Below are 23,874 nucleotides of genomic sequence, written 5' to 3'. Positions count from 1 at the left end.
TTATCCCAAACTTGTTATGGCTTTCTTGCTTGTCATTATTCCGCTCTACCTGTGGGGTCTGGTCATGAATCAATCCGGACAGGAGGTTGTCCAGAAGCAAATATCCGAATCCATGGCCAGCCGTGTCCACTTCTATCTGACTTCGCTGGAGACAGAGCTTACCCGTCTTACGCGGCTGAAGCTGGAGTATGTCAATGACGATGATTTGCTCTTGCTGGCGACGGTTCCGAACCAGTTGAACGATTATGAACGGACCCGCGCCTTGTTATCCGCCAAGAGTAAATTGTATTTGCTCAAAAGCTCCAGCCCGTTCGTGGAGAACGTTAAGCTGTATATTCCTTCCCTGGACCGAAGCATCAATGCCAACAATTTCGACAGTGCGATGCCGCTTGAAGAACTGGAGGACATTCTGAACCCGGCCCACATGAAATCACCGATCTTCGGCATGGGCGAGAAGCTGCTGATGAGCGGCGTGTACCCCGATGCGGTGTACGCCGGCCGGGCGCCTGTGCTGGCCATCGAAATTGAGCTGTCACGCCCGGAGATTCTCCGCTCACTCTCCAGCATGGCGGAGGGGGAGGGCGGAGGAGCTGTATGGATGGACACCGGCGGTCAGTGGCAGATTGCCTCCGGTGTGGAGGACTCGATGCTGGCTGCGTTCGGGGAAGCACTGCGGGGAGAATTGCTCGACGACAGCGGCGAGTCTGGCCAATACCGGCTGGAGTCAGCAGGCATTGATTATTTTGGAGCCAGTGAATATTCACCGCTGCTGGGAACGACTTTGGCCGTGTTTGTCCCTGCGGAAACGGTTCTCCAGCCGCTGAACAAGCACCGCAACTGGATTTGGGGAGAGTCGCTGGTCGCTTTGCTGCTCGCCGTAGTTTTCTCTTACTGGATATACAGGTTTATTCATAAGCCGATGAGGCGGCTGATTACTTCCTTCCGGAGAGTGGAGATGGGTGATCTGAGTGTCAGGCTGTATCACGGCAATCAGGATGAATTCAATTATGTATATAACCACTTCAACCATATGTTGGAGCGGATTCAGGAGTTGATTCATGAGGTGTATGAGCAGAGAATCAGATCCCAGCAATCCGAGCTTAAGCAATTGCAATCGCAGATTAACCCCCATTTTTTCTACAACACCTTCTTCATTCTGCAGGGTCTCGTTCGTATGAGGGAACATGAAGTAGCCGAGCGGATGCTTCACCATCTCAGCGGCTATTTTCAGTTTATTACACGTAGTGGAGCAGAACAGGTCAGTCTGCTTGCCGAGATGAAGCACGCATGGTCTTATGTGGAGATTCAGAATATACGTTTCGCCGGTACGGTCACAGCCGAACTGGAGCCCATACCGCAGGGGTGGGAGGCTTCCATGGTGCCTCGGCTCATTGTCCAGCCATTAATTGAGAATGCTTATGCCCACGGGCTGGAGAACAAGCTGGCAGAAGGGATGCTGCGGGTAACCTTCCGGGAGGAAGAGGCGGACCGGCTGGTCATCGGGGTGGAAGACAACGGCGAATCGCTGGACGATGAACAGCTGAATGCGCTGCGCAGAACGCTGGCTCTTGCTGAAGAAGCCATGGAGACGACAGGAATCCTCAATGTGCACCGCCGGCTTCAGTTGAACTATGGTCCGGCGTTCGGAATTGAGGTGTCACGCAGCGGGCTGGGCGGATTGAAGGTGCTGCTGATGATAAGACGGGAAGAAGGGAGACAGCCATGATCAGACTGCTGATTGTCGATAATGAAAGGTGGATTGTACGGAACCTGCTTGATCTGTTCGGGCATTGGGACAAGCTGGAGCTGGAGGTATACGGTGCGTATTCCGCTGCGGAGGCACTGGAGCAGCTCGGAAAGATGAAGTTCGATATTGTATTGTCCGATATCCGTATGCCGGGAATGGACGGGCTGGAGCTGCAGCAGGAAATCAGACGTCACTGGCCGTGGTGCAAAATTATTTTTTTGAGCGGATATAACGAATTTGATTATATACAGCAAGTCATGCGTGGCGGCGGGGTGGACTACCTGTTGAAGACAGAAGGCGAGGAAGCGATTCTTCACGCTGTGGAGCAGGCCGCTGCGCAATTGGATGCGGCGGTGGAAGCAGAGGAGCTGATCGAGCGCGCGCACCGGCAGCTACAGCTTGTCCGTCCGCTGCTGCTGGGCGATTATTTGCTGGAGCTGATGCAGGGGGATAGCCCGGGCGTAAGCCAGCTTGCACATAAATTCCAGGAGTTGGAGTGTCCACTGGATGCTGCCCGTGGCGTACTGCTCACCATCGGGCGTGTGGACGATTGGCGGGACGAGCTTAGTGTAGCAGACAGGGAGCTGATGCTGTACGCTATCCGGAATATTGCCGAAGAATATTGGCTCCCCTCCGTGCGCTGCCTCAGTCTGCGTTATGAGAAGAACAAGCTGCTGTGGCTGCTGCAGCCTATGGCAGACGCTCCGGAGGACAGGGAGAGTGCGCTCCGGTTCATTCATGGGACGCTTGAGACGATCGCCATGAGCTGCAAGCGGCTGCTGAAGCTGCGGCTGTCGTTCTCGGCCGGTGCAGCATTTCGCCCCTGGGAGGAGGCGCCCCGGCAGTTCAGCACCCTGAAGGCGCTGCTGGGAAGGGGACTTGGCATGGGCAAGGAGCTTGTTCTGATCGAACAGCGCAAGGAAGCTGGAGAGGAGGCGCAGCAGGCAGAGCTGCACAATCATGAAATTAGCAGCCAATTGGGGAAGCTGGGAGCCATGGCGGCTTATTTGGACAACGGACAGCAGGAGCATTTTTTTCTCGAATTCGGGAAGCTGGCAGCTTTGGCCTCCCCTGCGCGTGGCACCGACAACCGGCTGAAGCTGGAGATCTACTATTCGCTCATGTGTTTGTTGCTGTCTTATATGAACCGCTGGGAACTGCATGAGGTCATCGGAGAGTCCATTGATTTGGACAAGCTTACAAGATATGAGGCCCACCCTTCTTGGGAGAGCGCGGAAGATTATTTGTCGGCGCTGGCCATGCAGCTGTTTGAACAAAAGCAGGATGACCAGGTCTACCGCGAGCATGATTTGATTACCCGCGTCCGGTTGTACGTGGAGCACCATTTGGCCGGTGATCTGTCACTGACCCGGATCGGTGATGTCGTCGGCTACAATCCGTATTACTTGACCCGGTTGTATAAGCGTTTAACGGGCCAGTCGTTGCCGGATTACGTGGCTTCTTCCCGATTGGCTGAAGCCCGGAAGCTGCTGGAGGGCGGCAGTCTGATTGTTCAGGACATTTCGAAAGCGGTCGGCTTTATGACGGAGCAATCCTTCTACCGGTTTTTCAAGAAGGAGACCGGTATTACTCCCCAGGAATACAGAGAGCGGCATACCTTATCCAAATCGGATAATCAAAAGTGAAAATCGGCGAGTAGAGGGGCCAGGGGAAGCGAGCCTATAATAATGCTAAATAAGGCGAACTTTCACGAACGGCCCACCAAGATTAGGGGGGATAAGAAGTGAAGGGAAAGAGATTGGCAGTCTTGACGTCTTATGGAATCGTTCTGTCGCTTCTGCTGAGCGCGAGCAGTCCCGGAACGAACAGAAGCCCGAACTCTGCGGAACATGAGGCCTACCCGTTTGGACAATATGATCCGCCGATTCAGCTTCACATCGCGCGTCCGGTCGATCAGACCTGGACGTATCCCCGCGGTGACAGCATCCAAGATAATATCTGGAACCGGGAGTACCGCAAGCTGCTGGGCATCGAAATTATACACGATTGGACCGCCCTGCCGGGCGAGTACAGCCGCAAGCTGAATGTCCTAATCGCATTGGGCAGTCTGCCGGAGATGTTCTCCGTCTCGGCAGGCCAGCTCAAACAGCTGGCGGATGCGGATCAACTGGAGGATTTGACGGCAGTATATGAGCGATTCGCTTCCGGCCGCACCAAAAAACTGCAGATGGGAGACGGCGGCGCGGCCTTGGCTTCCGCCACATTCAATGGCAAACTGCTGGCCATTCCCATCCTCAATGCTCCGATCTACGAAGCCAATCTGCTGTGGGTGCGTACGGACTGGCTGGACAAATTAGGTCTGCCTGAGCCCAAAACGCTGGAGGAGGTGTTTGCGATTGCCGATGCATTTACGGGGCAAGATCCCGACGGCAACAACCAGCAGGATACCTTTGGCTTGGCCATCAATAATTACCTGTATGGCGGCATTGCCTCGGTTACCGGATTCTTCAATGCATATCACGCTTATCCCCAGACCTGGATTAAGGACGAGAATGGTCAAGTCATGTACGGTTCCATTCAGCCGGAGATGAAGCGTGCGCTGGGCAAGCTTCAGGAGATGTACAGGAGCGGGCAGCTGGACCGGGAATTCGGTGTCAAGGACAGCGACCAGGTGGTGGAGGATATCTCCGCGAACAAGCTCGGAATGACGTTCGGCGCCAACTGGAATCCCTATGTATTCCTGGATGCTGTACGGCAAAACCCCGGAATGGAGTGGAAGCCGTATCCGGTGCCTTCGGTGGATGGCGTGCCGGCCAAGGCCAGCGTAGGCTTCTCGGCCAGCGGATATGTCGTAGTACGCAAAGGCTATCAGCACCCGGAGGCAGTGGTGAAAATGCTAAACCTGCATGAAGAGGTGGTTCATGGAGCAAGACGCGGCGAAGGCGAATTCATTACCGTGGAAGAAGCCGGCGGACGGATCAACACCTCCAGGCTGTCCATCGTCCAGTCCGGCGTATCGAACAAAGATGTGGCCGAGTCCTTGTCGTTACTGCGCGGGGCCATTAAGAACAGAGATGAGAGCCTGTTGAAGGATGCGCTCACCGAGACCGACAAATACGGGCCAACTCTTGATTACCTGACAACCGGGAATATGGACAATTGGGCCGTTGCCCATCAATACTTCGGGTTCGAGACGACCATGGACCACTATAGCGGCGACCGGCTGCTGATGACTGCCTTCGGCGGACAGACCCCTACGATGACAGAGAAGTGGGCCATGCTGGACAGACTCGAGAAAGAAACCTTCACTAAAATTATTATGGGTGCGGTTTCCATTGATGAATTCGATAGATTCGTAACGGATTGGAACCGGCTTGGCGGTAAGGCGATCCTGGAAGAAATTAATGAACCGTATGGAGGAGAGTGAACGAGCAGCATGAGCAAATTATTCTACAAGCCTGAAGACGGCTGGCTGGCCGACGTTATCCCGTTCTATGAAGACGGCGAGTTCAAGCTGCTGTATCTGAAAGATTGGCGCGACAGGGAAGGACACGGTGAAGGTACGCCCTGGTTTCTGCTGGGGACCCAGGATTTCATTCACTACAAGGAATACGGAGAGGTTCTGCCGAGGGGCGGGGTATCCGAGCAGGACCTGTATATCTATACGGGATGCGTGCTGAAGAAAGACGGACTTTATCATATTTTCTATACCGGCAATAATTTTCATTATCCGGCGGAGGGCAAGGCGCAGCAGGCAGTGATGCATGCGATCAGCAGCGATTTTGTACATTGGGAGAAACGGCCGGAGGATGCCTTCTACGCACCAACGGAGAGCTACGAGGAGCATGACTGGCGCGATCCGTTTGTGTTCTGGAACGAGGAGGCGGGGGAATATTGGATGCTGCTTGCCGCCCGGTTGAAGGAAGGTCCCGCGGGTCGCCGCGGCTGCGTAGCCCTATGCGCCTCCAAGGACTTGACCGGCTGGGAGGTACGCGATCCGTTCTGGGCTCCCTACTTGTATACGACTCACGAATGCCCGGATCTGTTCCGGATGGGGGACTGGTGGTACCTTCTGTACTCGACATTCTCGGACCGTACGGTCACGCATTACCGGATGAGCCGCTCACTGCAGGGGCCTTGGCTGGCGCCCGAGAACGATGCACTTGATACGCGGGCATTCTATGCCGCCAAGACCTGGACTGACGGTGAGCGGCGTTATGCATTCGGATGGAACCCGACACGGGAAGGTGAGCATGACGGGGGCACCTGGCAATGGGGCGGGCATCTGGTTGTGCATGAGATAGTCCAGGGCGCGGACGGTGCACTGCTTGTAAAAGCGCCGGATACCCTGAATGCTGCTTTCAGTGAGGAAAGCGCTTTATCCTTCACCGAAGTGCTCGGACGCTGGAAGTTCAGCGGCAGCACGGCCGCGGTTACGGCAGCCGATTCCTTCGCCGGTGCCTATGCGGGGCCATTACCGGACGGCGCCTGCAAGCTGGAGACAAGGATAACGTTCGCTCCCGGCACCCGGGGCTGCGGCATTGTTCTGCGGACCGATCAGGAGTTCGGGCAGGGGTATATGATCCGGCTGGAGCCGGGCCGTAACCGGATTGTCGTTGACCAGTGGCCGAGGAAGGGAGATGTCCCCTACGCCGTCGGCATGGAGCGGCCGCTGCAATTGCTGCCCGGAATCGCCTGCTCGTTAAGCATATATCTGGAGGATCAGGTATGCGTAGTCTATGTAAACGAAGAACTCGCGTTAAGCGCGCGGTTGTACGATTTCCAGCAAGGAGGGATGGGGCTGTTCGTGAGTGAGGGGAGTGCGGAATTCATTACCAGGCAGTTTGCAATGTAGGTCCATTCCAATCCGGATGAAGAGAGGGGATAGGTAATGATCAATGTTGTCAGAAGAACAGTGATGGTATGTGTGGCGTGTATCCTTTTGTGTGGCAGTCTGCCGGGTCTTAGTTTTGCAGATACAGCTAATGTGAAGGTGACGATTGATTCCGGCACGGCAGCCATCGACTTCACCTATGGAACGATAAATCTGGCCCGCGGCAACGAAGGCAAGCTGACCGGTATCCGCCATCTGGCGCAGAACAATCTGTGGAATGATGCAGCAGCTTCCGCCGTGTCCGCGAAGAAGGGGCATGTCACTTATGAACACACCTGGGGCTCAGGTTCTTCGCTGGCTGAACTGGAGACGACGGTTGCCCGTAAATATGATGGTACATTGACTGTCAGCCAGTATGCGCAGACTCAGCAGCCCGGCATATCGGGCGTGCAATGGGGATTCATTATCCCGGATACGTATGATCTGATTATTCCCGCACTGGGCGGGATCCGGCTCACTGCCGAATCACCGGACGCCGCCTATGGCTTCTCCCAGTTCACCTACCCCGATGTCTGGGAGGCACAGATGTTTCTTGTGCAGGGGGAGGGTGGCGGGCTGCTGGTTCATGCGGATGACAATGCGGCGTACTTCAAAACATTGCATGTGAAGCATGAGAACGGCAGCTTCTATGTAGGGATAGAGACGCAAACGCCCGCTCCATTTCAGCAGACGACTAAGGCGGCATCCACCGATTGGCGGCTTAAAGCCTACGCCGGTGACTGGGCAAACGGATCGGAGATGTACCGGGTTTGGGCAGATGGTGCCTTCGGGTTGTCTGAATCCTCCGCGAACGCACCGGATTGGGCCAAGGATATCGGATTCACAGTGCTGACGGATCTGGAAGACCAGCCGATGCTGGAGGAGCTTGCACAGCGGGTAGATGCAGAGCGGACACTGCTGGTGGTTCCTGGCTGGAGGGCGGACCCCTATGATGTGAATTTTCCCAATTATGAGCCTAAGCCGGATATCGCAGCCAGGATCGATGCCGCCCAGGCGCTGGGATTCCACGTGATGCTGTATGTAAACATATTTGGAACATCATTTAACAACGATAATTACACACAGATGCAGCCCTATCAGGTGAAAGATCCGTTCACGCTGGAGCGGAAGCGCTGGGAGTATACCGCAGGCTCGGAACAGATTTCATTCGCCGTTATTAATCCGGCGGCGGAGGCGTGGCGGGAACTCTTCGTTAACAAGATGACTGCTCTGGTGAATGAGGTCGGACCGGACGCGCTGCATCTGGACCAGTCTCTGCTCATGTATAACGATGCCAACGGCCTGATTGACGGCAACAACATGATGCAAGGCAATATCGCCCTGCACCGCGAGCTTAGAGAAGCGCTGCCGGATATCGCCTTGGGCGGGGAGAGCCTGAACGAAATCACGACACGGTATGAGTCCTTTGCGCAGCGCCATGCCTATGGCATCTTCTCCGCGAGCGGAACGTGGGATGACAGCAAAATCAATCAGGTGGTTCCGGCCAGCTCAGCGATTTTTGCACCCTATACGACCATTTACGGTCATCCCGATCATGCGAATCCGATCACGGAGGATTATTTCATGGCCTGGCATAAGGTTGTTCAGAACCGGCTTGGGGCTATTCCGATGCTGACAAGACCCAATCTGGGCCAGATCGCCAATCCTACCCCGCTGATGGAACAATTGCTGGATGAAGCGGGCTGGTACCAGAGTGCACAGCCTACAGCTGATTTCAGCAATATGTCAGATCCCACTTTGTTTGCTTTCAGGACAGCTAATGGCGGCAGTGCCAAATATGTGCGCGATTCCTATGGCGAGAAGCTGACCGCCTACGACGGGAACCCTTCCGGCGGGGGCACCGATATCATGCGTTATTTGTACGGGGCAGAGACCTATCCGTTGCCGGGAAGCATTCCGGGGTGGCTGCTCTATGATGAACAGAAGCTGTTCGGGCTGGACCCGGACAAAACGTATCTGTATTTGAACCAGGTCCGCGATCCCGAGGGATTCCATGTCTATGAGTGGCCGGAGGATGTGGCGCTAAAACGGCTGTCCAGCCGGTCCACCCACACCACCATCGTTATGGACGACAAGCTTCAGTCCGGGGATATAGATCTGCTGAATTACGAAGGACCGGTGAGAGCAGGAGAGGTCCTGGGAGACGGTACTGTCCATACAACCGCAGCCCCGTTCCCTACCACGGGCGGATTCTCCTACTCCTTCCCCGGAGGAGGAACTGTGCAGCACTGGGGCGACCGGATCCTGGCCCATCCGCCTTACGCAGGACAGTGGCAAGGCGGGCATACCTGGCTGGAATTTGACATCAGTCTGCCCGCAGCAGCGGCAGCGAGCTTTCAAGCGGGTGTGCAGCTGGGCTCCGAGCAGAACGTTGCGAGCAGTGACGGTGTAACCTTCAAGGTATCCGCTTGGGATAAGGCAGAAGCGCCTGGGGACCGTACGGTGCTGAGTGAAGAGCAGTTCAGCAGAAGCGCCTCACCTACAGCCATGGAACTGGATTTGTCGGAATTAGCAGGCAAAGAAGTAACCCTCAGGCTGGAGACGCATCCCGGAGTGACGGTGGACAATGATTCTGCCGTATGGGTGGCACCTACGGTAGCCGTTGCAACTTATGGCGGCAACCGCAGCGTAAGCTTCAAGGTGAATAGCCCGCTGCCCTTAACTGTGGTGCAATCCAGCTACGGAGCAGCCTCGTCTGTAAGTCTAGGTAACAATCACTACGAAATTACAGCACCTGCCTCGGGTACGGTGTATCTGCTTCACAACGTGTCTGCTCCTGTGCAGCTGCCGTTATTGTTACCCGGAGCTCCATATCATTCGAGCCTGGTGTTCGAGGATGGAAGCGAAGGGCAAGCCCAGTCTCCGTTCGGCGGATTCCCGGGAAGCGGCTCTGTACTCGGCGTTGAGAAGCAGGGGTTGGATGCCCACCCGCCGCAGCACGGGCAGACGCATATTGAATATGCTTTGAATTTGCCCGCAGACACGCAGGCTGTACTGCAGGGATTCGCCGGCATTAAGGACGGATCGGATGACTCCCAGGGCGCCGGCTTCCGCATAGCGGTGAACGGAACGGTACAGTGGTCGCAGGATATCATGCCGGGCGGGGCCTGGACGCCGTTCAGTATCCCGCTGGCCGAATATGCCGGAACTTCGGTCATTATCACCCTGATCACTGATTCTTTGGGCGACTACGGATATGACAGGGCCTTCTGGGGCCAGCCGGCTCTGATTGTGCAATAAAGAGATCATGCAGAAACCGAATATGAGGGGGAAGCAAAATCATGAGAAAAATTGCCGCTTTATCTATTAGCACCGTTCTTTTGGCCCTGACAGCCTGCAGCTCACCATCCAATACCAATACCAAAGACACTGCCAGCTCCAGTGCCGATCCGAAGCAACCGATTGACCTGCGGGTAGGCCGTTATTCCCTGCCCACGTGGGGGTATCCCGCAGGGGATGATTTTGCGAACAACATCTGGTACCGGCATTATGCTGACAAGTTCAATCTGAACGTCATACACGAATGGACCGCTCTGCAGAATGAATACAATGAGAAGCTGAATATCGTCATTGCCTCGGGGTCGATTCCGGATATCGTCATCGAAGCGTCCACCAACCAGCTGGAGACCATGGTAAAGGCCGGGATGACAGCGGATCTGACTGATGTTTTCGAGGAGCATGCTTCTGATTTGACCAAAGAGATTCTCACCGGTGACGGTGGCCTGGCGATGGATTCGGCCACCTTCGATGGCAAGCTCATGGCCTTGCCTTACACGACCTCGGTCATCTATGAACCCAGCCTGCTGTGGGTGCGGCAGGACTGGCTGGATAAGCTGAACCTGCCTGTGCCGAAGACCATCGACGATGTGATTGCGGTGGCCAAGGCCTTCAAGGAGCAGGACCCGGACGGCAACGGCATCGACGATACCGGCGGACTGGCATTCAGCAACTGGCTATTCGACGGGATTACCTCCACCACCGGATTCTTCAACGGCTATCATGCCTATCCGCAGAGCTGGCTCAAAGGAGATGACGGCAAGATCACCTACGGCAGTGTGCAGCCTGAAATGAAGAATGCCTTAGCGAAGCTCAGAGAAATGTATCAGGCCGGCCTGATTGATCCGGAGTTCGGCATGAAGGATACGACCAAGGTGACGGAGGAGGTCAGCGGCGGTAAATATGGCATCAGCTATGGACGCTGCTGGAATGTATACATGTACGGTACGGGCCTGGAGGGCCAGCCGGATATGGTCTGGACTCCAGTGGCGGCCCCGAGCGCCGACGGGCAGGATGTGTTCGCCAATGTAGGTACAACCGTGGTGAGCTACTATGCCGTGAACAAAGATTACAAGCATCCGGAGATCCTGGTCCAATTATTGAATGATTACAACGAGATGGCTTACGGTCCGAACCGGAATGATCCCGAGGTCAAGAAATTCTTTGCTTTCGAAAAAGGGCAGACCATTGTGGAACAGGGGCACTTGTCTCTGGCCCGGACCCTTACGACCGATAATGCCACCGTGAAATCTTTGGAATACCTGATCGAAGCCATCGAGAAGCGCGATCCCAGCAAGCTGGATCAGGCGCTGACCGAGACGGGGAAATACGAGCCGAGTGTAGCCTATCTGGACGGCAAGGGGACCGGCTATATGGAGTATCACCAGGTCAAAGCCTTCAAAACGATTGTGGAGGGCTATGGCACGGATCGTCTGATTCCCCAGGCTTATGGAGGCACCACGGAAACGATGCTGAACAAAATGGGCATTCTGGGCGATTATGAACGTGAAATTTTCACGAAGATCATCATGGGTGCGGAGCCTATTGACGCCTTCGATACCTTCGTATCCGAGTGGCACAAGCTGGGCGGCCAGCAGATTCTGGACGAGATCAACGCCAGCTTGTGATGAAAGGGGTAGCCTATTGTGAGAGCTTTGCACCTGAAGAGCCGCTTCAGACATGAATTACCGTACCATCTGTTCTTGATACCGGGAATTATTCTGGCCGTTCTATTCTGCTATATTCCGATGATGGGGATTGTTATGGCCTTCCAGAACTTTAGCGTGTTCAAGGGCTGGCTTGCGGGTCCGTGGGTCGGGATGGACAATTTCAAATATATTATTTCCATGCCCCGCTTCGGGCAAGTCATGTATAACACGATCTATATCTCCATTTTAAAAATCGTATTTTCATTGCTTGTGCCCATTGTGGTTGCCCTGTTGCTGAACGAAATGCGCAGCCATAGGTTGAAAAGGGTGTTGCAAACTGCGATGTACCTGCCTTATTTCCTGTCCTGGGTGGTGCTCGGCGGCATCATTCTGGATGTCCTCAGTCTGGAGGGGGTGATCAACAGCCTCATCCAGGCCTTTGGCGGAGAGCCGGTGGGCTTCCTGTCCAGCAACCGGCTGTTCCCCGGTGTACTGGTCACTACTGAAGTGTGGAAGAACTTTGGCTTCAATACGATTATTTATATGGCTGCGCTAACCTCCATCAATCCCGATTTATATGAAGCGGCCATGATTGACGGAGCCAGCCGCTGGCGGCAGATCTGGCATGTTACGCTGCCCGGCATCCGGCCCACGATCATTCTGCTGGCTACGCTCAGTCTGGGCAATGTGCTGAACGCCGGGTTTGAGCAGGTATTTATGCTGCTCAATCCGCTGGTTGTCGATTCCGGCGATATTCTGGATACACTGGTCTACCGGCTGGCGTTCAATCAGGCACAGTACAGTGTAGCGACTGCTGTAGGACTGTTTAAATCGCTGGTGTCTGGAGTGCTTATTTCAGTTTCATACTATATGGCTTATAAGTTTGCCGATTACCGCATTTTCTGAAAGGGGGAGCAAAGGTGAAATATCGTTTGAACGGCAGCATCGTGTTTGCAGTATTCAACACAGTATTTCTCATTCTCTTGGGAATCCTCTGCATTGCGCCGATTGTCAATACGTTAGCCATTTCCTTCAGCTCCGCCTCGGCGGTGGCGATGGGGAAGGTACGGTTTTTTCCGTCGGACTTTTCACTGGACGCTTATAAATTTATCGCTACCCGTCCGGAATTTCTAAGATCCTTGGGCGTGGCTGTGATCCGGGTGCTTATCGGCAGCGCGCTGCAGATGCTGGTTACCTTTATTTCGGCTTATCCCCTTTCAAGGGAGAACAGGGATTTCAGCATGCGGACGTTTTATGTATGGTTTTTCATGTTCACCATCCTGTTCAGCGGAGGCATTGTTCCCCTGTACATGCAGGTGAAATCCCTCCACATGCTGGATACCATGATGGTACTGGTTCTGCCGACAGCGCTGGCGGTCTTCAACATCGTTCTGATGATCAATTTCTTCAGAGGACTGCCCCGGGAACTGGATGAGTCCTTCCGCATAGATGGAGCAGGACACTGGACCATCCTGTGGCGGTTATATTTCCCGCTGTCCTTACCTGCTTTTGCGACCATCCTGCTGCTGGCTATGGTAGGGCATTGGAATAGCTGGTTTGACGGAATGATCTTCATGAACCAGACCGAGAACTATCCGCTCGCCACCTATTTGCGCTCCATTATTGTCAGCTTCGATTTCAGCAATGTGAGGTCTGAGGATGCTGCACTCCTGGCCAGCATCTCACCGCGCACGACCAAGAGCGCGCAGATCATTCTGGCCACGTTGCCCATCTTGTGTGTATACCCTTTTTTACAGCGTTATTTCGTGTCTGGTCTCGTCCTGGGAAGCGTGAAGGGATAGTTCCAAAAACTATTTACAGTAGGAGAAGTGGATTATGCAGAAAATTGCCAGCGGAATCTTTAAGCTGACCTTCGGAACACCCGAAGAATTTACACCGGTATCAGTATTGAAGCCTGTCACATGCCTCGAAGCGCTGAATGCGCTTGAAGATCATCCGCTTCCCTTTCTTAGGGAGGACATTCAATTTCAGCCTCGTCAAGGCTCGGTATTGCTGGAGATTCCCTTGGAGCCGGAAGAGGAAGTATACGGCTTGGGCCTGCAGCTTAAATCGTTCAGGCAGAGCGGCAGCAAGAAGAAGCTGCGCACGAATTCCGACCCCTCTGCGGATCTGGGCGATTCCCATGCGCCGGTTCCCTTTTATGTAAGCACTGCCGGTTATGGAATTCTGGTGGATACAGCCCGGTACGCCACCTTTTTCAGCGGAGGGTGCAAGAGAGTTGGCAGCAAGCAGGATCTGGAAGGCTTCGAATCGGCAGGCACCGAGAAGGGCCACTGGGAAGTGAAAAAAGGAAGCGGCAATATGCTGGTGGACATCCCCGCGGCGCAAGGAGTAGATATTTATGTGTTTTGCGGCGGGGATATGAAGGACGCGGTCTGCCGCTATAATCTGTTCAGCGGCGGCGGGGCGTTACCGCCGATGTGGGGATTGGGTATGATGTACCGTGCCGACTGGCATGCGGATCAGGAGGATGTCCTGCAGCTGGCCCGGCAGATCAGAGAAGATGAAATGCCCTGCGACATGTTTGGCCTGGAGCCCGGCTGGCAGACGAACGCCTACTCCTGTACCTATGTGTGGGACAGCAACAGATTTCCGGATGAGAAAAAGCTGATCCAGGATCTGAATGGCATGGGGTACCGGCTCAATCTGTGGGAGCATGCGTATGTGCATCCTGATAGTCCTGTCTTCCCGGAGCTGAAACCTTATTCTGCCGACAGCTATGTATGGGACGGTCTGGTGCCGGATTTCACGCAAGCTGAGGCCCGGGAAGCCTTCACGGACATCCATCAGCCATTCATTGAGGCAGGGTTGTCAGGCTTCAAGCTGGATGAATGCGACAACGGCGATTATATCGGCAACTGGGGTTTTCCCGATTTCGCCCGTTTTCCGGGAGGCGCGGACGGGGAGCAGATGCACAGCTTGTTCGGCCAGCTCTATCAGCAAACGATGCTCGCCCCGTTCAAGGCAGCGGACCGCCGGACCTATGGACAGGTGCGCGCTTCCCACGCGCTTGCGGCGCCCTATCCCTATGTACTGTACAGCGACCTCTACGACCATGAAGACTTCGTACGGGGGCTGGCTACAGCGTCTTTCTCAGGTCTCCTCTGGTCGCCGGAGGTCCGCCAGACAGCTACGAGGGAAGAGCTGCTGCGCCGGATTGGCGCTGTGATTTTCTCGCCTCTGGCGGTGCTTAACTGTTATATGATTCCTTCGCCGCCATGGAAACAATTCGATTATGACAAGAACCATGCCGGTGAATGGCTGGAGGATTGGCCGCAGCTGGCGCAGCAATGCAGAAAGCTTATGCAAATCAGGATGAGTCTCATTCCGTACCTGTACGCCGCATTTGGCAGATACCGCCAGCAGGGGGTACCGCCTATACGTCCCTTAGTGATGGATTACCCTGCTGACCCTGAGGTGCTGGATTGCTTCGACCAGTTTATGGTTGGAGACGATCTGATGGCTGCTCCTGTGGTCTACGGCAACGGCAGCACCCGTCAAATTTACTTGCCCGAAGGACGCTGGTACGAATGGCTGACCGGGGAGTGGCTGAGCGGCGGACAATGGGTTTCGCGCCAGGTTGCAGAGGATGAAGTGCCTTTATATATCAAGCGCGGCGCGCTGATTCCTTGGGCAGAGCCCGTTCTGTGTGTCCGGGACGACACCGTTTTTAATGTAGAGCCTGTTCTGTACGGTGCGGAAGCAGGGGAATGCTCGCTTTTATGTGATGATGCAGTCAGCTATGCGGTGATTACTGAGAGCCTGCCTTTTGCCCGGATACAGGTAACTCAAGCAGGTGGTCTGAGCATAGAGGATCAGAAGAAAATCTCTGAGCGCTATAATCTAGCCGGTGTGAAATACGTCCCGGATGGGGAGAGGGGCTGAATCGGGGACATGGCCGTCGATCTCATAGGCCTGGATATCGGGTCAACAGGTACGAAATGCCTCATCATGGCTCCAACGGGCGAGGTGCTGGCCCAGGCATACAGAGAATATCCCATGGAATCGCCGGAAAGCGGCTGTTATGAGCTGAATCCGCAGCGGGTATGGGAAGCGGTTGTAGCTGTGATAAGTTCCGCAATGAACAAGTATGACAGGCCGCCTGCCATGCTTGCCGGCCTGTCCGTTTCTTCCTTTGGGGAGGCTGCCGTTCTACTCGACAGCGAAGGATGCGTGCTTGGCAACAGCCTGCTGTATATTGACAAGCGGGGAAGCGAGCAACTGGAGGTTTTGGTGGAGCATATCAGAGAAGAGAATATCATTGGCAAGACGGGTCTTCATCCCCATCCGATGTACACCCTCTCCAAATTGATGTGGTACAGGGAAGAGCGGCCGGACATTTATGAGCGGCTGTATACCTTTCTGCCTTTTGGATCATTTATTCTCTATAAGCTGGGTGCAGGACCGATAATCGACTATTCGCTGGCGTCCAGAACGATGGCCTTTGATGTCCACCGGCTTGAGTGGGATGAAAATATTATCCGGGCGGCACGGTTACAGACGGGCATATTTCCCCGGGCGCTGGAGCTTGGATCACGACTGGGCCGGATTTCACCCGCAGCGGCTGAGGCGCTGGGGCTGCCTGCCCACCTTCAGCTGGTGCTCGGCGGACATGACCAGGTATGCGCTGCCATCGGTGCGGGAGTCACGGAAGAAGGCTCGGCCGTAGACGGCATTGGCACCGTAGAGTGCATCACACCGGTCTTCCATAAAATGCAGGTCAATGATAAGGCGCTTGCGCTCAGCAAGCTGGCGCTGGTTCCTTATATCCAGGGGAGTTATACCACCTATGCGTTTAATTTCACCGGCGGCTCCCTGCTCAAGTGGTACAGGGACCAGTTCGGTTATGAAGAGAAATGTGCGGCAGATGAGTCCGGCCGGAGTGTCTATGAGATTATGGGCGAGAGCGCCGGAGAAGGTCCCACGGACATCTTGGTACTGCCGCATTTTGCCGGCTCAGGCACTCCATACATGAATCCGGCTGCGGTTGGGGTCATCGCGGGCTTGAATTTCAACACCACGAAGGGTGAACTGTACAGAGCCTTGATGGAGGGCGTCACCTATGAGATGAGGCTCAATCTGGATTGCCTGGAGCAAGCAGGTATGAGTATCAGGGAACTAAAAGCCTGCGGCGGCGGTTCCAAGTCCGCCCTGTGGCTGCAAATCAAGGCGGACATCATGAACAGGGCCGTCATCGCCCTTGATATCGAAGAGGCAGGTATTCTCGGAGCGGTTATTCTGGCCGGGGTGGCGCTGGGAGTATTCCCTTCCTATGAAGAAGCTGCCCGCCGTTTGGTGAAAGTGGGCACTACCTTCTATCCCTGCCCGGAGAACCGCAAGCACTATGACGAGAATTACGCCAAATATAAACGGCTGTATCAAGCGGTGAATAGCGCCATGTCAAACCTATAGGAGATGCTGAAGAATGCCATTAGTAACCCTGAAAGAGTTAATGAAGGATGCCGAAGCCAAGCGTTATGCCGTCGGCGCGTACAATGTGATTAATTTGGAGATGGTCCGGGGAATCATTGCCGGGGCTGAGGAGGCGCGCTCACCGGTCATTCTGTCCTTTGCGGAAGTACATATTCCGCTTGTTCCGCTGGAGGTGATCGCTCCCATTATACTGGCGGCTGCGAGGCAAGCGCGGGTTCCCGTTGCAGTACACCTGGACCACGGCCAGGATCACGAAATTCTGATCCGGGCGATGCAGCTCGGCTTCTCGTCGGTGATGTTCGACGGTGCGCATCTGCCGCTGGAGGAGAATATCCGCCAGACCAATGAGATCAGCAAAATCGCCAAGGCGCTCGGCGTTTCCGTAGAGGCTGAGCTTGGCAAGATTCTGCGTCCGGAAGGCGGTGGAGACGAGGAAGAAATAGAAGAGTATGATCCGGACGATGTTTACACCAATCCCCAAGAAGCACAAACCTTTATTGAACATACTGATGTCGATGCGCTCGCCGTTGCTTACGGGACCGCGCACGGTGTTTATCTGACAGAACCGGTTCTCGATTTTGAACGATTGAAGCTCATCAAAGATCTTACCGGCCTGCCGCTGGTGATGCATGGCGGGTCCGGACTGGATGAAGCCGCCTATAAAGCCTCCATACAGTGCGGCATCCGCAAGCTTAACTATTATTCCAATATGGCGCATGAAGTGGCCAATACCCTCCAGGCGAAATTGGCGGCCAACAGCGCGCAGCAGCGCAAAAGCTATTATCATGATCTATCCAGATGGGCTATGGAAGCAGTGCAGCAGGATATTGTTCGTACGATGAGAATTTTCGGGAGTGCCGGACAAGCCTGAGGCTTTCCTTCCCGGGTGCAGGAGGAATGGTGGTATGGCAAGACTTTATGGCAGAGAATGGACCCGTCGTGAGCTGGAATCCAGAGTTGGGAGAATAGAGCAGCTTGCAGGAGTGCAGCCCTTTGTAATGAGAGAAGGGCCGGAGGCCGGTCAGGAAGTGTTCCGTGTGCGGACCGGCTCCGGCCTCTCCTATTGGGTGCATCCCGGCAAGGGAATGGATATCTCTTTGGCTGAATTTTGCGGCATTCCGGTTAGCTGGTCTGCCGCCAACGGCGATCCCCATGCCGCTTATTTCAGGGATGAGGGGAATCACTGGCTGCACACGGCTTCCGGCGGGTTGCTGATGACTTGCGGATTGTCGCAGGCAGGTGCGGCCGGCCGGGATGATTACGGAGCTTATGGATTGCATGGACAGATTCATCATACGCCTGCACGCCAAGCTTCGTATCAGGCGGAATGGCAAGACAATGAATATGAGATCCGCCTGCGGGGAGTCATAGAGGAGACGTCCATTTTTGGACATAAGCTGCGGTTGACCCGCACGATTACAAGCAGGCTTGGAGAGAACAGCTTGCAGCTTAGCGATATTGTGGAGAATACAGGGTTCACACCTGCCCCGCATCTGATGCTGTATCATTTCAACTTTGGTTTTCCGCTGCTTGCGGAGGATACCAGGATCATCTTGCCGGAGAGTAACAGTGTTCCGCGAGACGGCAGCATGGAGATGTCGCGGATAGATGAATGGCAGGCGCCGGATCAGAGTTTTAAGGAACAAGTGTATTACCATGAGCCCTTGGAACGGCAAACGTACATTTGCGCACAAATCAGCAGCCCTTCTTTTCCTGTACCCGGCTTATCCTCTTCATCGGGAGGCCTGACGGTAGAGCTGAAGTGGGATCAGCGGACGCTGCCCCGACTGGTGCAGTGGAGAATGCCCGGAGCAGGTGAACATGTGCTGGGACTTGAGCCGTCCAATTGCTGGACACGGGGGAGAGCGGAAGAACGCGAAGCAGATTCGCTGCAACTGCTGGAGCCTGGAGAAGCCGTTCATTACGGGATTGAAATGAAATTCAAAACGAACTGAACTAACGGAGGAATTAGATATGCTGCAAGCTAAGCCATATGTATTCTGGTTTGTAACAGGGAGCCAAGGTTTGTACGGAGAGGATGTACTTGCGCAAGTAGAAGAGAATTCCAGGAAAATGGTGGAGGAGCTAAACCGCGAAGGCGGCCTTCCGTATCCGATTGAGTTCCGCGAAACCGTCACAGCTCCGGAAGCGATTCTGCGGGTTTGCCTTGAAGCCAATTCCAGCGGGACCTGCGCAGGGGTGATTACCTGGATGCACACCTTCTCGCCGGCCAAAATGTGGATCTCGGGGCTGGCCCAGCTGCGCAAGCCGCTGCTCCATCTGCATACCCAATACAATATCGAGATTCCCTGGGACAGTATTGATATGGAATTTATGAACTTGAACCAGGCGGCGCACGGCGACCGTGAGTTCGGGTTCATCGGCGCCCGCCTGCGCATGCCCAGAAAGATTATTGCAGGCCACTGGAAGGATGAAGAGGTACGTGCAAGAATCGGAGGGTGGATGAAGACGGCGGCGGGCTATACCGGGAGCCAGACGATGAGAATCGCCAGGTTCGGTGACAATATGCGTGATGTCGCGGTGACGGAAGGCGATAAGGTGGAGGCGCAAATTAAGCTGGGGTGGACGGTCAACGGTTATCCGGCCGGCGATTTGGCTGAACGGGTTCGGAGTGTAAGTGATGCCAAGCTGCGTACGCTGATGGATGAATACGCCGAATTATATGACTTTACGGATCAGGGTCGCGCCGATGGCGCTGAACGGGAAGCCATTCGTGAACAGGCGCGGATGGAGATTGCGCTGAGCGAATTTTTGGAGGAGGGCGGGTATACAGCGTTCGTGACCAGCTTCCAGGACCTGCATGGACTGAAGCAATTGCCGGGGCTGGCGGCTCAGCGGCTGATGGCGGCAGGCTACGGCTTCGGCGGTGAAGGCGACTGGAAGACGGCCGCGCTGGTACGGATGATGAAGATTATGGCCGGTAATCAAGGGACCTCTTTCATGGAGGATTATACGTATCATCTGCAAAAGGGCAATGAAATGGTACTGGGTTCCCATATGCTGGAGATCTGCCCGTCCCTGGCTGCGGACAGACCAAGGATTGAAGTGCATCCCTTGTTTGTCGGCGGCAAGGAAGCTCCTGCGCGTCTAATATTTAACGGAGCCAGCGGCAAAGGAATCAATGCCACACTGGTGGATATGGGCAACCGGTTCCGCCTGATCGTCAATGAAGTGAATGCCGTACAGAATGAACATAGAATGCCTCATCTGCCGGTAGCGCGTCTCCTCTGGCAGCCGGAGCCGTCCCTGACCCGTGCATCGGAAGCCTGGATTCTGGCCGGGGGTGCACATCACTTCGCCTTTTCCTTCCATACAACAAGTGAACAGCTCCGGGATTGGGCGCGCATGGCAGGAATCGAGTGTCTCGTCATCGACGCCTCCAGTACCTTTACCTCACTCGAAAATGAGCTGCGCTGGAATGACCTGTATTACCGGTTGAATCATTAGACGGAGTAAGCTTCATCCGTCAAGACCCGCTTCCTGCCTCCATCAGCAGGTGCGGGTCTTTTGCTGCATATATCTCCCTCAATCGACAAGCGCATTGAATTGTAAGGCCGTCTACCCTATAATTAAAAACGTTATCCGGGCGCTTTAGCCCTTTAAACAGGAGGGATATCCATTATGAGCATCACCGTCAAAGATGTGCAGCATGTGGCCAAGCTGGCTAGGCTGCAATTAAGCCCGGAAGAAGAGGCTACCTTCACCGAACAAATGAATGCTATTTTACAATATGCCGAGAAATTGAATGAGCTGGATACTGAGAATGTAGAGCCGACCACCCATGTGCTGCAGGTCAGCAATGTGATGCGTGACGATGTGGTAAAGGAGAGCCTGACCCAAGAGGAAGCGCTGCTTAACGCACCGGAACATGAAGAGGGACACTTCAAGGTTCCCGCTGTTCTGGAATAACCATACCCTGAGAGGAGGAAGCAAGTTGAGCCTGTTTCAATATCGACTACCTGAAGTACATAACATGCTGCACAGTAAAGAGGTCTCGGTCCGTGAACTGACTGAAGAATCGCTGTCCGTCATTGCGGAACGTGACAGCAGAGTTCATGCTTTTTTGACACTGAATGAAGAGGGGGCCCGCGATCAGGCACGTGCGCTTGATGACAAGCTGGCAACCGGAGCTGCGCGTGGTCTGTTATTCGGATTGCCCGCCGGAATCAAGGATAATATTGTGACCCAAGGTCTGCGCACCACCTGTGCCAGCCAGTTCCTTAATAACTTCCAGCCGATTTATGATGCGACCGTAGTCTCCAAGCTGCGCCAGGCCGATGCCGTAACTATAGGTAAGCTGAACATGGACGAGTTCGCCATGGGCGGGTCCAATGAGAATTCCAGCTTCGGCGCTGTGCGCAATCCATGGGATCTGGAGCGTGTTCCAGGCGGTTCGAGCGGCGGTTCGGCAGCAGCGGTTGCGGCCGGAGAGGTATTCTTTACACTTGGTTCCGACACCGGCGGTTCGATCCGCCAGCCGGCTTCCTACTGCGGAGTGGTCGGCCTTAAGCCTACCTATGGCCTGGTCTCCCGTTATGGTCTTGTAGCTTTTGCCTCCTCCCTGGATCAGATTGGTCCGATTACCCGCAGCGTTGAGGATTCTGCATATGTACTGCAGGCGATTGCCGGTTACGATGCCCAGGATTCCACCTCGGCCAAGGTCAGCATACCTGATTATCTGAGTTCGCTCACCGGTGATATTTCCGGTCTGCGTATAGCTGTGCCTAAGGAATACATCGGCGAAGGCGTAGATGCTTCGGTCCGTGAATCCGTGCTGTCAGCGCTTAAAGTGCTGGAGGGCCTCGGCGCCGTGTGGGAAGAGGTTTCGCTTCCGCATACAGAATATGCCGTAGCCGCTTATTATCTCCTTTCCTCTTCCGAGGCTTCCTCCAACCTGGCCCGTTTTGACGGTGTCCGTTACGGAGTGCGTGTGGATGATGGGGGTGGATTGCTGGATCTGTACCATAACTCCCGCAGCCAGGGCTTCGGCCCTGAAGTCAAACGCCGGATCATGCTCGGCACCTATGCGCTAAGCTCCGGATATTACGATGCTTATTATTTGAAGGCGCAGAAGGTGCGCACCTTGATTAAGCAGGATTTTGATGAAGTGTTCAAGAAATATGATGTCGTGATCGGCCCGACTGCGCCAACCACAGCCTTCAAGCTGGGCTCGCAGACCGAAGATCCGCTGACCATGTATCTGAATGATATCCTTACCATTCCTGTCAGTCTGGCCGGTATTCCTGCCATCAGCATCCCTTGCGGGTTCGCGGAAGGTCTGCCTGTCGGCTTGCAGATTATCGGCAAGGAGTTTGACGAGAGTACGGTACTGCGCGTTGCGCATGCCTTTGAACAACATACAGAGCATCACAAGGCCCGCCCGCAACTGTAGCTTGAAGTAGTTGACCATAAACTTTTAAGGGATGAGATTATCTATGTCTAAATATGAAACGGTCATCGGGCTGGAAGTTCATGTGGAGCTTCATACCAAGTCCAAAATCTTCTGCGGCTGCTCGACTGAATTCGGCGCGCCGCCTAATACGCACACCTGTCCGGTCTGTCTTGGTCACCCCGGTGTACTGCCGGTGCTGAACCGCCAAGCGGTGGAGTATGCCATGAAAGCGGCAATGGCTCTGAACTGTACGATCGGCGATGTCAGCAAGTTTGACCGCAAAAACTATTTTTACCCCGATTCCCCGAAGGCCTACCAGATTTCGCAATTTGATCAGCCTATCGGCCTGAACGGCTGGATTGATATTGAAGTGAATGGAGAGACCAAACGGATCGGGATCACCCGTCTTCATCTGGAGGAAGATGCGGGCAAGCTGACTCACGTGGATGGAGGATTTGCTTCACTGGTTGACTTCAACCGGGTAGGCACTCCCCTTATTGAGATTGTCTCCGAGCCTGATCTGCGTTCACCGGAGGAAGCACGTGCTTACCTGGAGAAGATTCGCGCCATTATGCAGTACTGCGATGTGTCCGATGTGAAGATGGAGGAAGGCTCCATGCGTTGTGATGCCAACATCAGCCTGCGGCCGGCAGGTCAGGAAGAATTCGGTATCCGTGCGGAGCTGAAGAATATGAACTCCTTCCGCGGGGTTCTGCGCGGGCTGGAGTATGAGCAGTTCCGTCAGGGGGAGATTCTGGATGACGGGGGAATCGTTGTACAGGAGACTCGCCGCTGGGATGAAGCGGGAGGCAAGACCTTGTCCATGCGCGGCAAGGAGGAAGCCCATGATTACCGTTATTTCCCGGACCCGGATCTGATTGTGCTGCATATTGGCGAGGAATGGAAGGAAGCGATCCGCTCCACGATCCCTGAGCTGCCGGATGCCCGGCAGGCCCGGTACAGTGCGGAGTTTGGTCTGACTGCCTATGATGCCGGAGTACTCACCTCCTCCAAGCCGCTTGCAGACTTCTTTGAAGGCAGTCTGGCTTACACACAGGATGCCAAGGCTGTCGCCAACTGGATGATGGGCGATCTGCTGGGGTATTTGAACAGCAATAATCTGGAGTTATCCCAGGTGAAGATTACACCGCAGGGACTGGGCGAGATGATCGGCCTGATCGCAGGCGGAACCATCAGCAGCAAAATCGCCAAAACGGTATTTAAAGAAATGCTGGAGAGCGGAAAGCTGCCGGCGGTAATTGTGGAAGAGCAGGGCCTCGTTCAGATCAGTGATGAAGGGGCGATCAAGCGGATCGTTGAGGAAGTGGTCGCTGCTAATCCGCAATCTGTCGAAGACTACAAGGCCGGCAAGAAACAAGCGATCGGCTTCCTTGTAGGACAGGTCATGAAGGCAAGCAAAGGGAAAGCTAACCCGGGTCTTGTGAACACACTGCTTGCAGAAGTGCTGAACAGCTAGATT

Annotated in this window: 16 protein-coding genes; all 16 read left to right on the top strand. The window is 54.7% G+C overall.

Annotation, left to right across the window (positions count from 1 at the left end; translation table 11 throughout):
- Positions 1–64 precede the first annotated feature (64 nt).
- The 16 genes from MKY86_RS26495 (at position 65) to gatB (ending at position 23,871) form a co-directional block, all read left to right on the top strand.
- Entirely contained in the window at positions 65–1,726 is a 1,662-nt protein-coding gene (locus MKY86_RS26495) for a sensor histidine kinase (protein WP_340827594.1), read from the top strand.
- Entirely contained in the window at positions 1,723–3,393 is a 1,671-nt protein-coding gene (locus tag MKY86_RS26490) for a response regulator (protein ID WP_076080497.1), read from the top strand. The genes MKY86_RS26495 and MKY86_RS26490 overlap by 4 nt, the downstream gene beginning before the upstream one ends.
- Positions 3,394–3,491: 98 nt before the next feature.
- Complete coding sequence (locus MKY86_RS26485; protein WP_076080499.1) at positions 3,492–5,135, top strand: extracellular solute-binding protein; 1,644 nt, start codon at positions 3,492–3,494, stop codon at positions 5,133–5,135.
- Positions 5,136–5,144: 9 nt separating this feature from the next.
- The gene (locus MKY86_RS26480; RefSeq protein WP_076080501.1) at positions 5,145–6,563 is read left to right on the top strand and encodes a family 43 glycosylhydrolase; all 1,419 of its coding nucleotides are present in this window, start codon (positions 5,145–5,147) and stop codon (positions 6,561–6,563) included.
- A gap of 36 nt (positions 6,564–6,599) precedes the next feature.
- Positions 6,600–9,842 carry a DUF6259 domain-containing protein gene (locus tag MKY86_RS26475; RefSeq protein WP_076080504.1) on the top strand — a complete coding sequence of 1,081 codons (3,243 nt, stop codon included), beginning with the start codon at positions 6,600–6,602 and terminating at the stop codon, positions 9,840–9,842.
- 41 nt (positions 9,843–9,883) lie between these two features.
- On the top strand, positions 9,884–11,506 hold the full coding sequence (locus MKY86_RS26470; protein ID WP_076080506.1) for an extracellular solute-binding protein: 1,623 nt from the start codon (positions 9,884–9,886) through the stop codon (positions 11,504–11,506).
- 18 nt (positions 11,507–11,524) lie between these two features.
- Positions 11,525–12,433: an ABC transporter permease gene (locus MKY86_RS26465; RefSeq protein ID WP_340827593.1), complete on the top strand. Its 909-nt coding sequence runs from the start codon at positions 11,525–11,527 to the stop codon at positions 12,431–12,433.
- A 14-nt stretch (positions 12,434–12,447) separates the two neighbouring features.
- A complete protein-coding gene (locus MKY86_RS26460) occupies positions 12,448–13,329 on the top strand; it encodes a carbohydrate ABC transporter permease (protein WP_076080508.1) in 882 nt (293 codons plus the stop codon).
- Positions 13,330–13,363: 34 nt separating this feature from the next.
- The gene (locus tag MKY86_RS26455) at positions 13,364–15,433 is read left to right on the top strand and encodes a TIM-barrel domain-containing protein (protein WP_076080510.1); all 2,070 of its coding nucleotides are present in this window, start codon (positions 13,364–13,366) and stop codon (positions 15,431–15,433) included.
- A gap of 9 nt (positions 15,434–15,442) precedes the next feature.
- A complete protein-coding gene (locus MKY86_RS26450; protein ID WP_076080512.1) occupies positions 15,443–16,960 on the top strand; it encodes an FGGY-family carbohydrate kinase in 1,518 nt (505 codons plus the stop codon).
- Between the two features lie 13 nt (positions 16,961–16,973).
- Positions 16,974–17,852, top strand: a complete 879-nt coding sequence (locus tag MKY86_RS26445) for a class II fructose-bisphosphate aldolase (RefSeq protein ID WP_076080514.1) — start codon at positions 16,974–16,976, stop codon at positions 17,850–17,852.
- Positions 17,853–17,886: 34 nt separating this feature from the next.
- On the top strand, positions 17,887–18,936 hold the full coding sequence (locus MKY86_RS26440) for an aldose 1-epimerase family protein (RefSeq protein ID WP_076080516.1): 1,050 nt from the start codon (positions 17,887–17,889) through the stop codon (positions 18,934–18,936).
- 19 nt (positions 18,937–18,955) lie between these two features.
- Positions 18,956–20,449 carry an L-arabinose isomerase gene (araA, locus tag MKY86_RS26435; protein WP_076080518.1) on the top strand — a complete coding sequence of 498 codons (1,494 nt, stop codon included), beginning with the start codon at positions 18,956–18,958 and terminating at the stop codon, positions 20,447–20,449.
- Positions 20,450–20,623: 174 nt separating this feature from the next.
- Entirely contained in the window at positions 20,624–20,911 is a 288-nt protein-coding gene (gene gatC / locus MKY86_RS26430; RefSeq protein ID WP_076080520.1) for an Asp-tRNA(Asn)/Glu-tRNA(Gln) amidotransferase subunit GatC, read from the top strand.
- 25 nt (positions 20,912–20,936) lie between these two features.
- The gene (gatA, locus tag MKY86_RS26425) at positions 20,937–22,394 is read left to right on the top strand and encodes an Asp-tRNA(Asn)/Glu-tRNA(Gln) amidotransferase subunit GatA (protein WP_076080522.1); all 1,458 of its coding nucleotides are present in this window, start codon (positions 20,937–20,939) and stop codon (positions 22,392–22,394) included.
- Positions 22,395–22,425: 31 nt separating this feature from the next.
- Positions 22,426–23,871, top strand: coding sequence for an Asp-tRNA(Asn)/Glu-tRNA(Gln) amidotransferase subunit GatB (gene gatB, locus MKY86_RS26420; protein ID WP_076080524.1), 1,446 nt, complete (start codon positions 22,426–22,428; stop codon positions 23,869–23,871).
- Positions 23,872–23,874 lie beyond the last annotated feature (3 nt).

It is taken from the genome of Paenibacillus sp. FSL R7-0333, assembly GCF_038000365.1.
Lineage (GTDB): Bacteria > Bacillota > Bacilli > Paenibacillales > Paenibacillaceae > Paenibacillus_AQ > Paenibacillus_AQ silagei.
The sequence above is the reverse complement of the archived record's forward strand: the minus strand, read 5'-3'. Positions and strand labels throughout refer to the sequence as shown.

Coding starts and splice junctions, on each gene's coding strand:
- MKY86_RS26495 (WP_340827594.1), top strand. CDS start 65: ATGAATCAATCCGGACAGGAGGTTGTCCAGAAGCAAATATCCGAATCC.
- MKY86_RS26490 (WP_076080497.1), top strand. CDS start 1,723: ATGATCAGACTGCTGATTGTCGATAATGAAAGGTGGATTGTACGGAAC.
- MKY86_RS26480 (WP_076080501.1), top strand. CDS start 5,145: ATGAGCAAATTATTCTACAAGCCTGAAGACGGCTGGCTGGCCGACGTT.
- MKY86_RS26475 (WP_076080504.1), top strand. CDS start 6,600: ATGATCAATGTTGTCAGAAGAACAGTGATGGTATGTGTGGCGTGTATC.
- MKY86_RS26470 (WP_076080506.1), top strand. CDS start 9,884: ATGAGAAAAATTGCCGCTTTATCTATTAGCACCGTTCTTTTGGCCCTG.
- MKY86_RS26455 (WP_076080510.1), top strand. CDS start 13,364: ATGCAGAAAATTGCCAGCGGAATCTTTAAGCTGACCTTCGGAACACCC.
- MKY86_RS26450 (WP_076080512.1), top strand. CDS start 15,443: ATGGCCGTCGATCTCATAGGCCTGGATATCGGGTCAACAGGTACGAAA.
- MKY86_RS26445 (WP_076080514.1), top strand. CDS start 16,974: ATGCCATTAGTAACCCTGAAAGAGTTAATGAAGGATGCCGAAGCCAAG.
- MKY86_RS26440 (WP_076080516.1), top strand. CDS start 17,887: ATGGCAAGACTTTATGGCAGAGAATGGACCCGTCGTGAGCTGGAATCC.
- araA (WP_076080518.1), top strand. CDS start 18,956: ATGCTGCAAGCTAAGCCATATGTATTCTGGTTTGTAACAGGGAGCCAA.
- gatC (WP_076080520.1), top strand. CDS start 20,624: ATGAGCATCACCGTCAAAGATGTGCAGCATGTGGCCAAGCTGGCTAGG.
- gatB (WP_076080524.1), top strand. CDS start 22,426: ATGAGATTATCTATGTCTAAATATGAAACGGTCATCGGGCTGGAAGTT.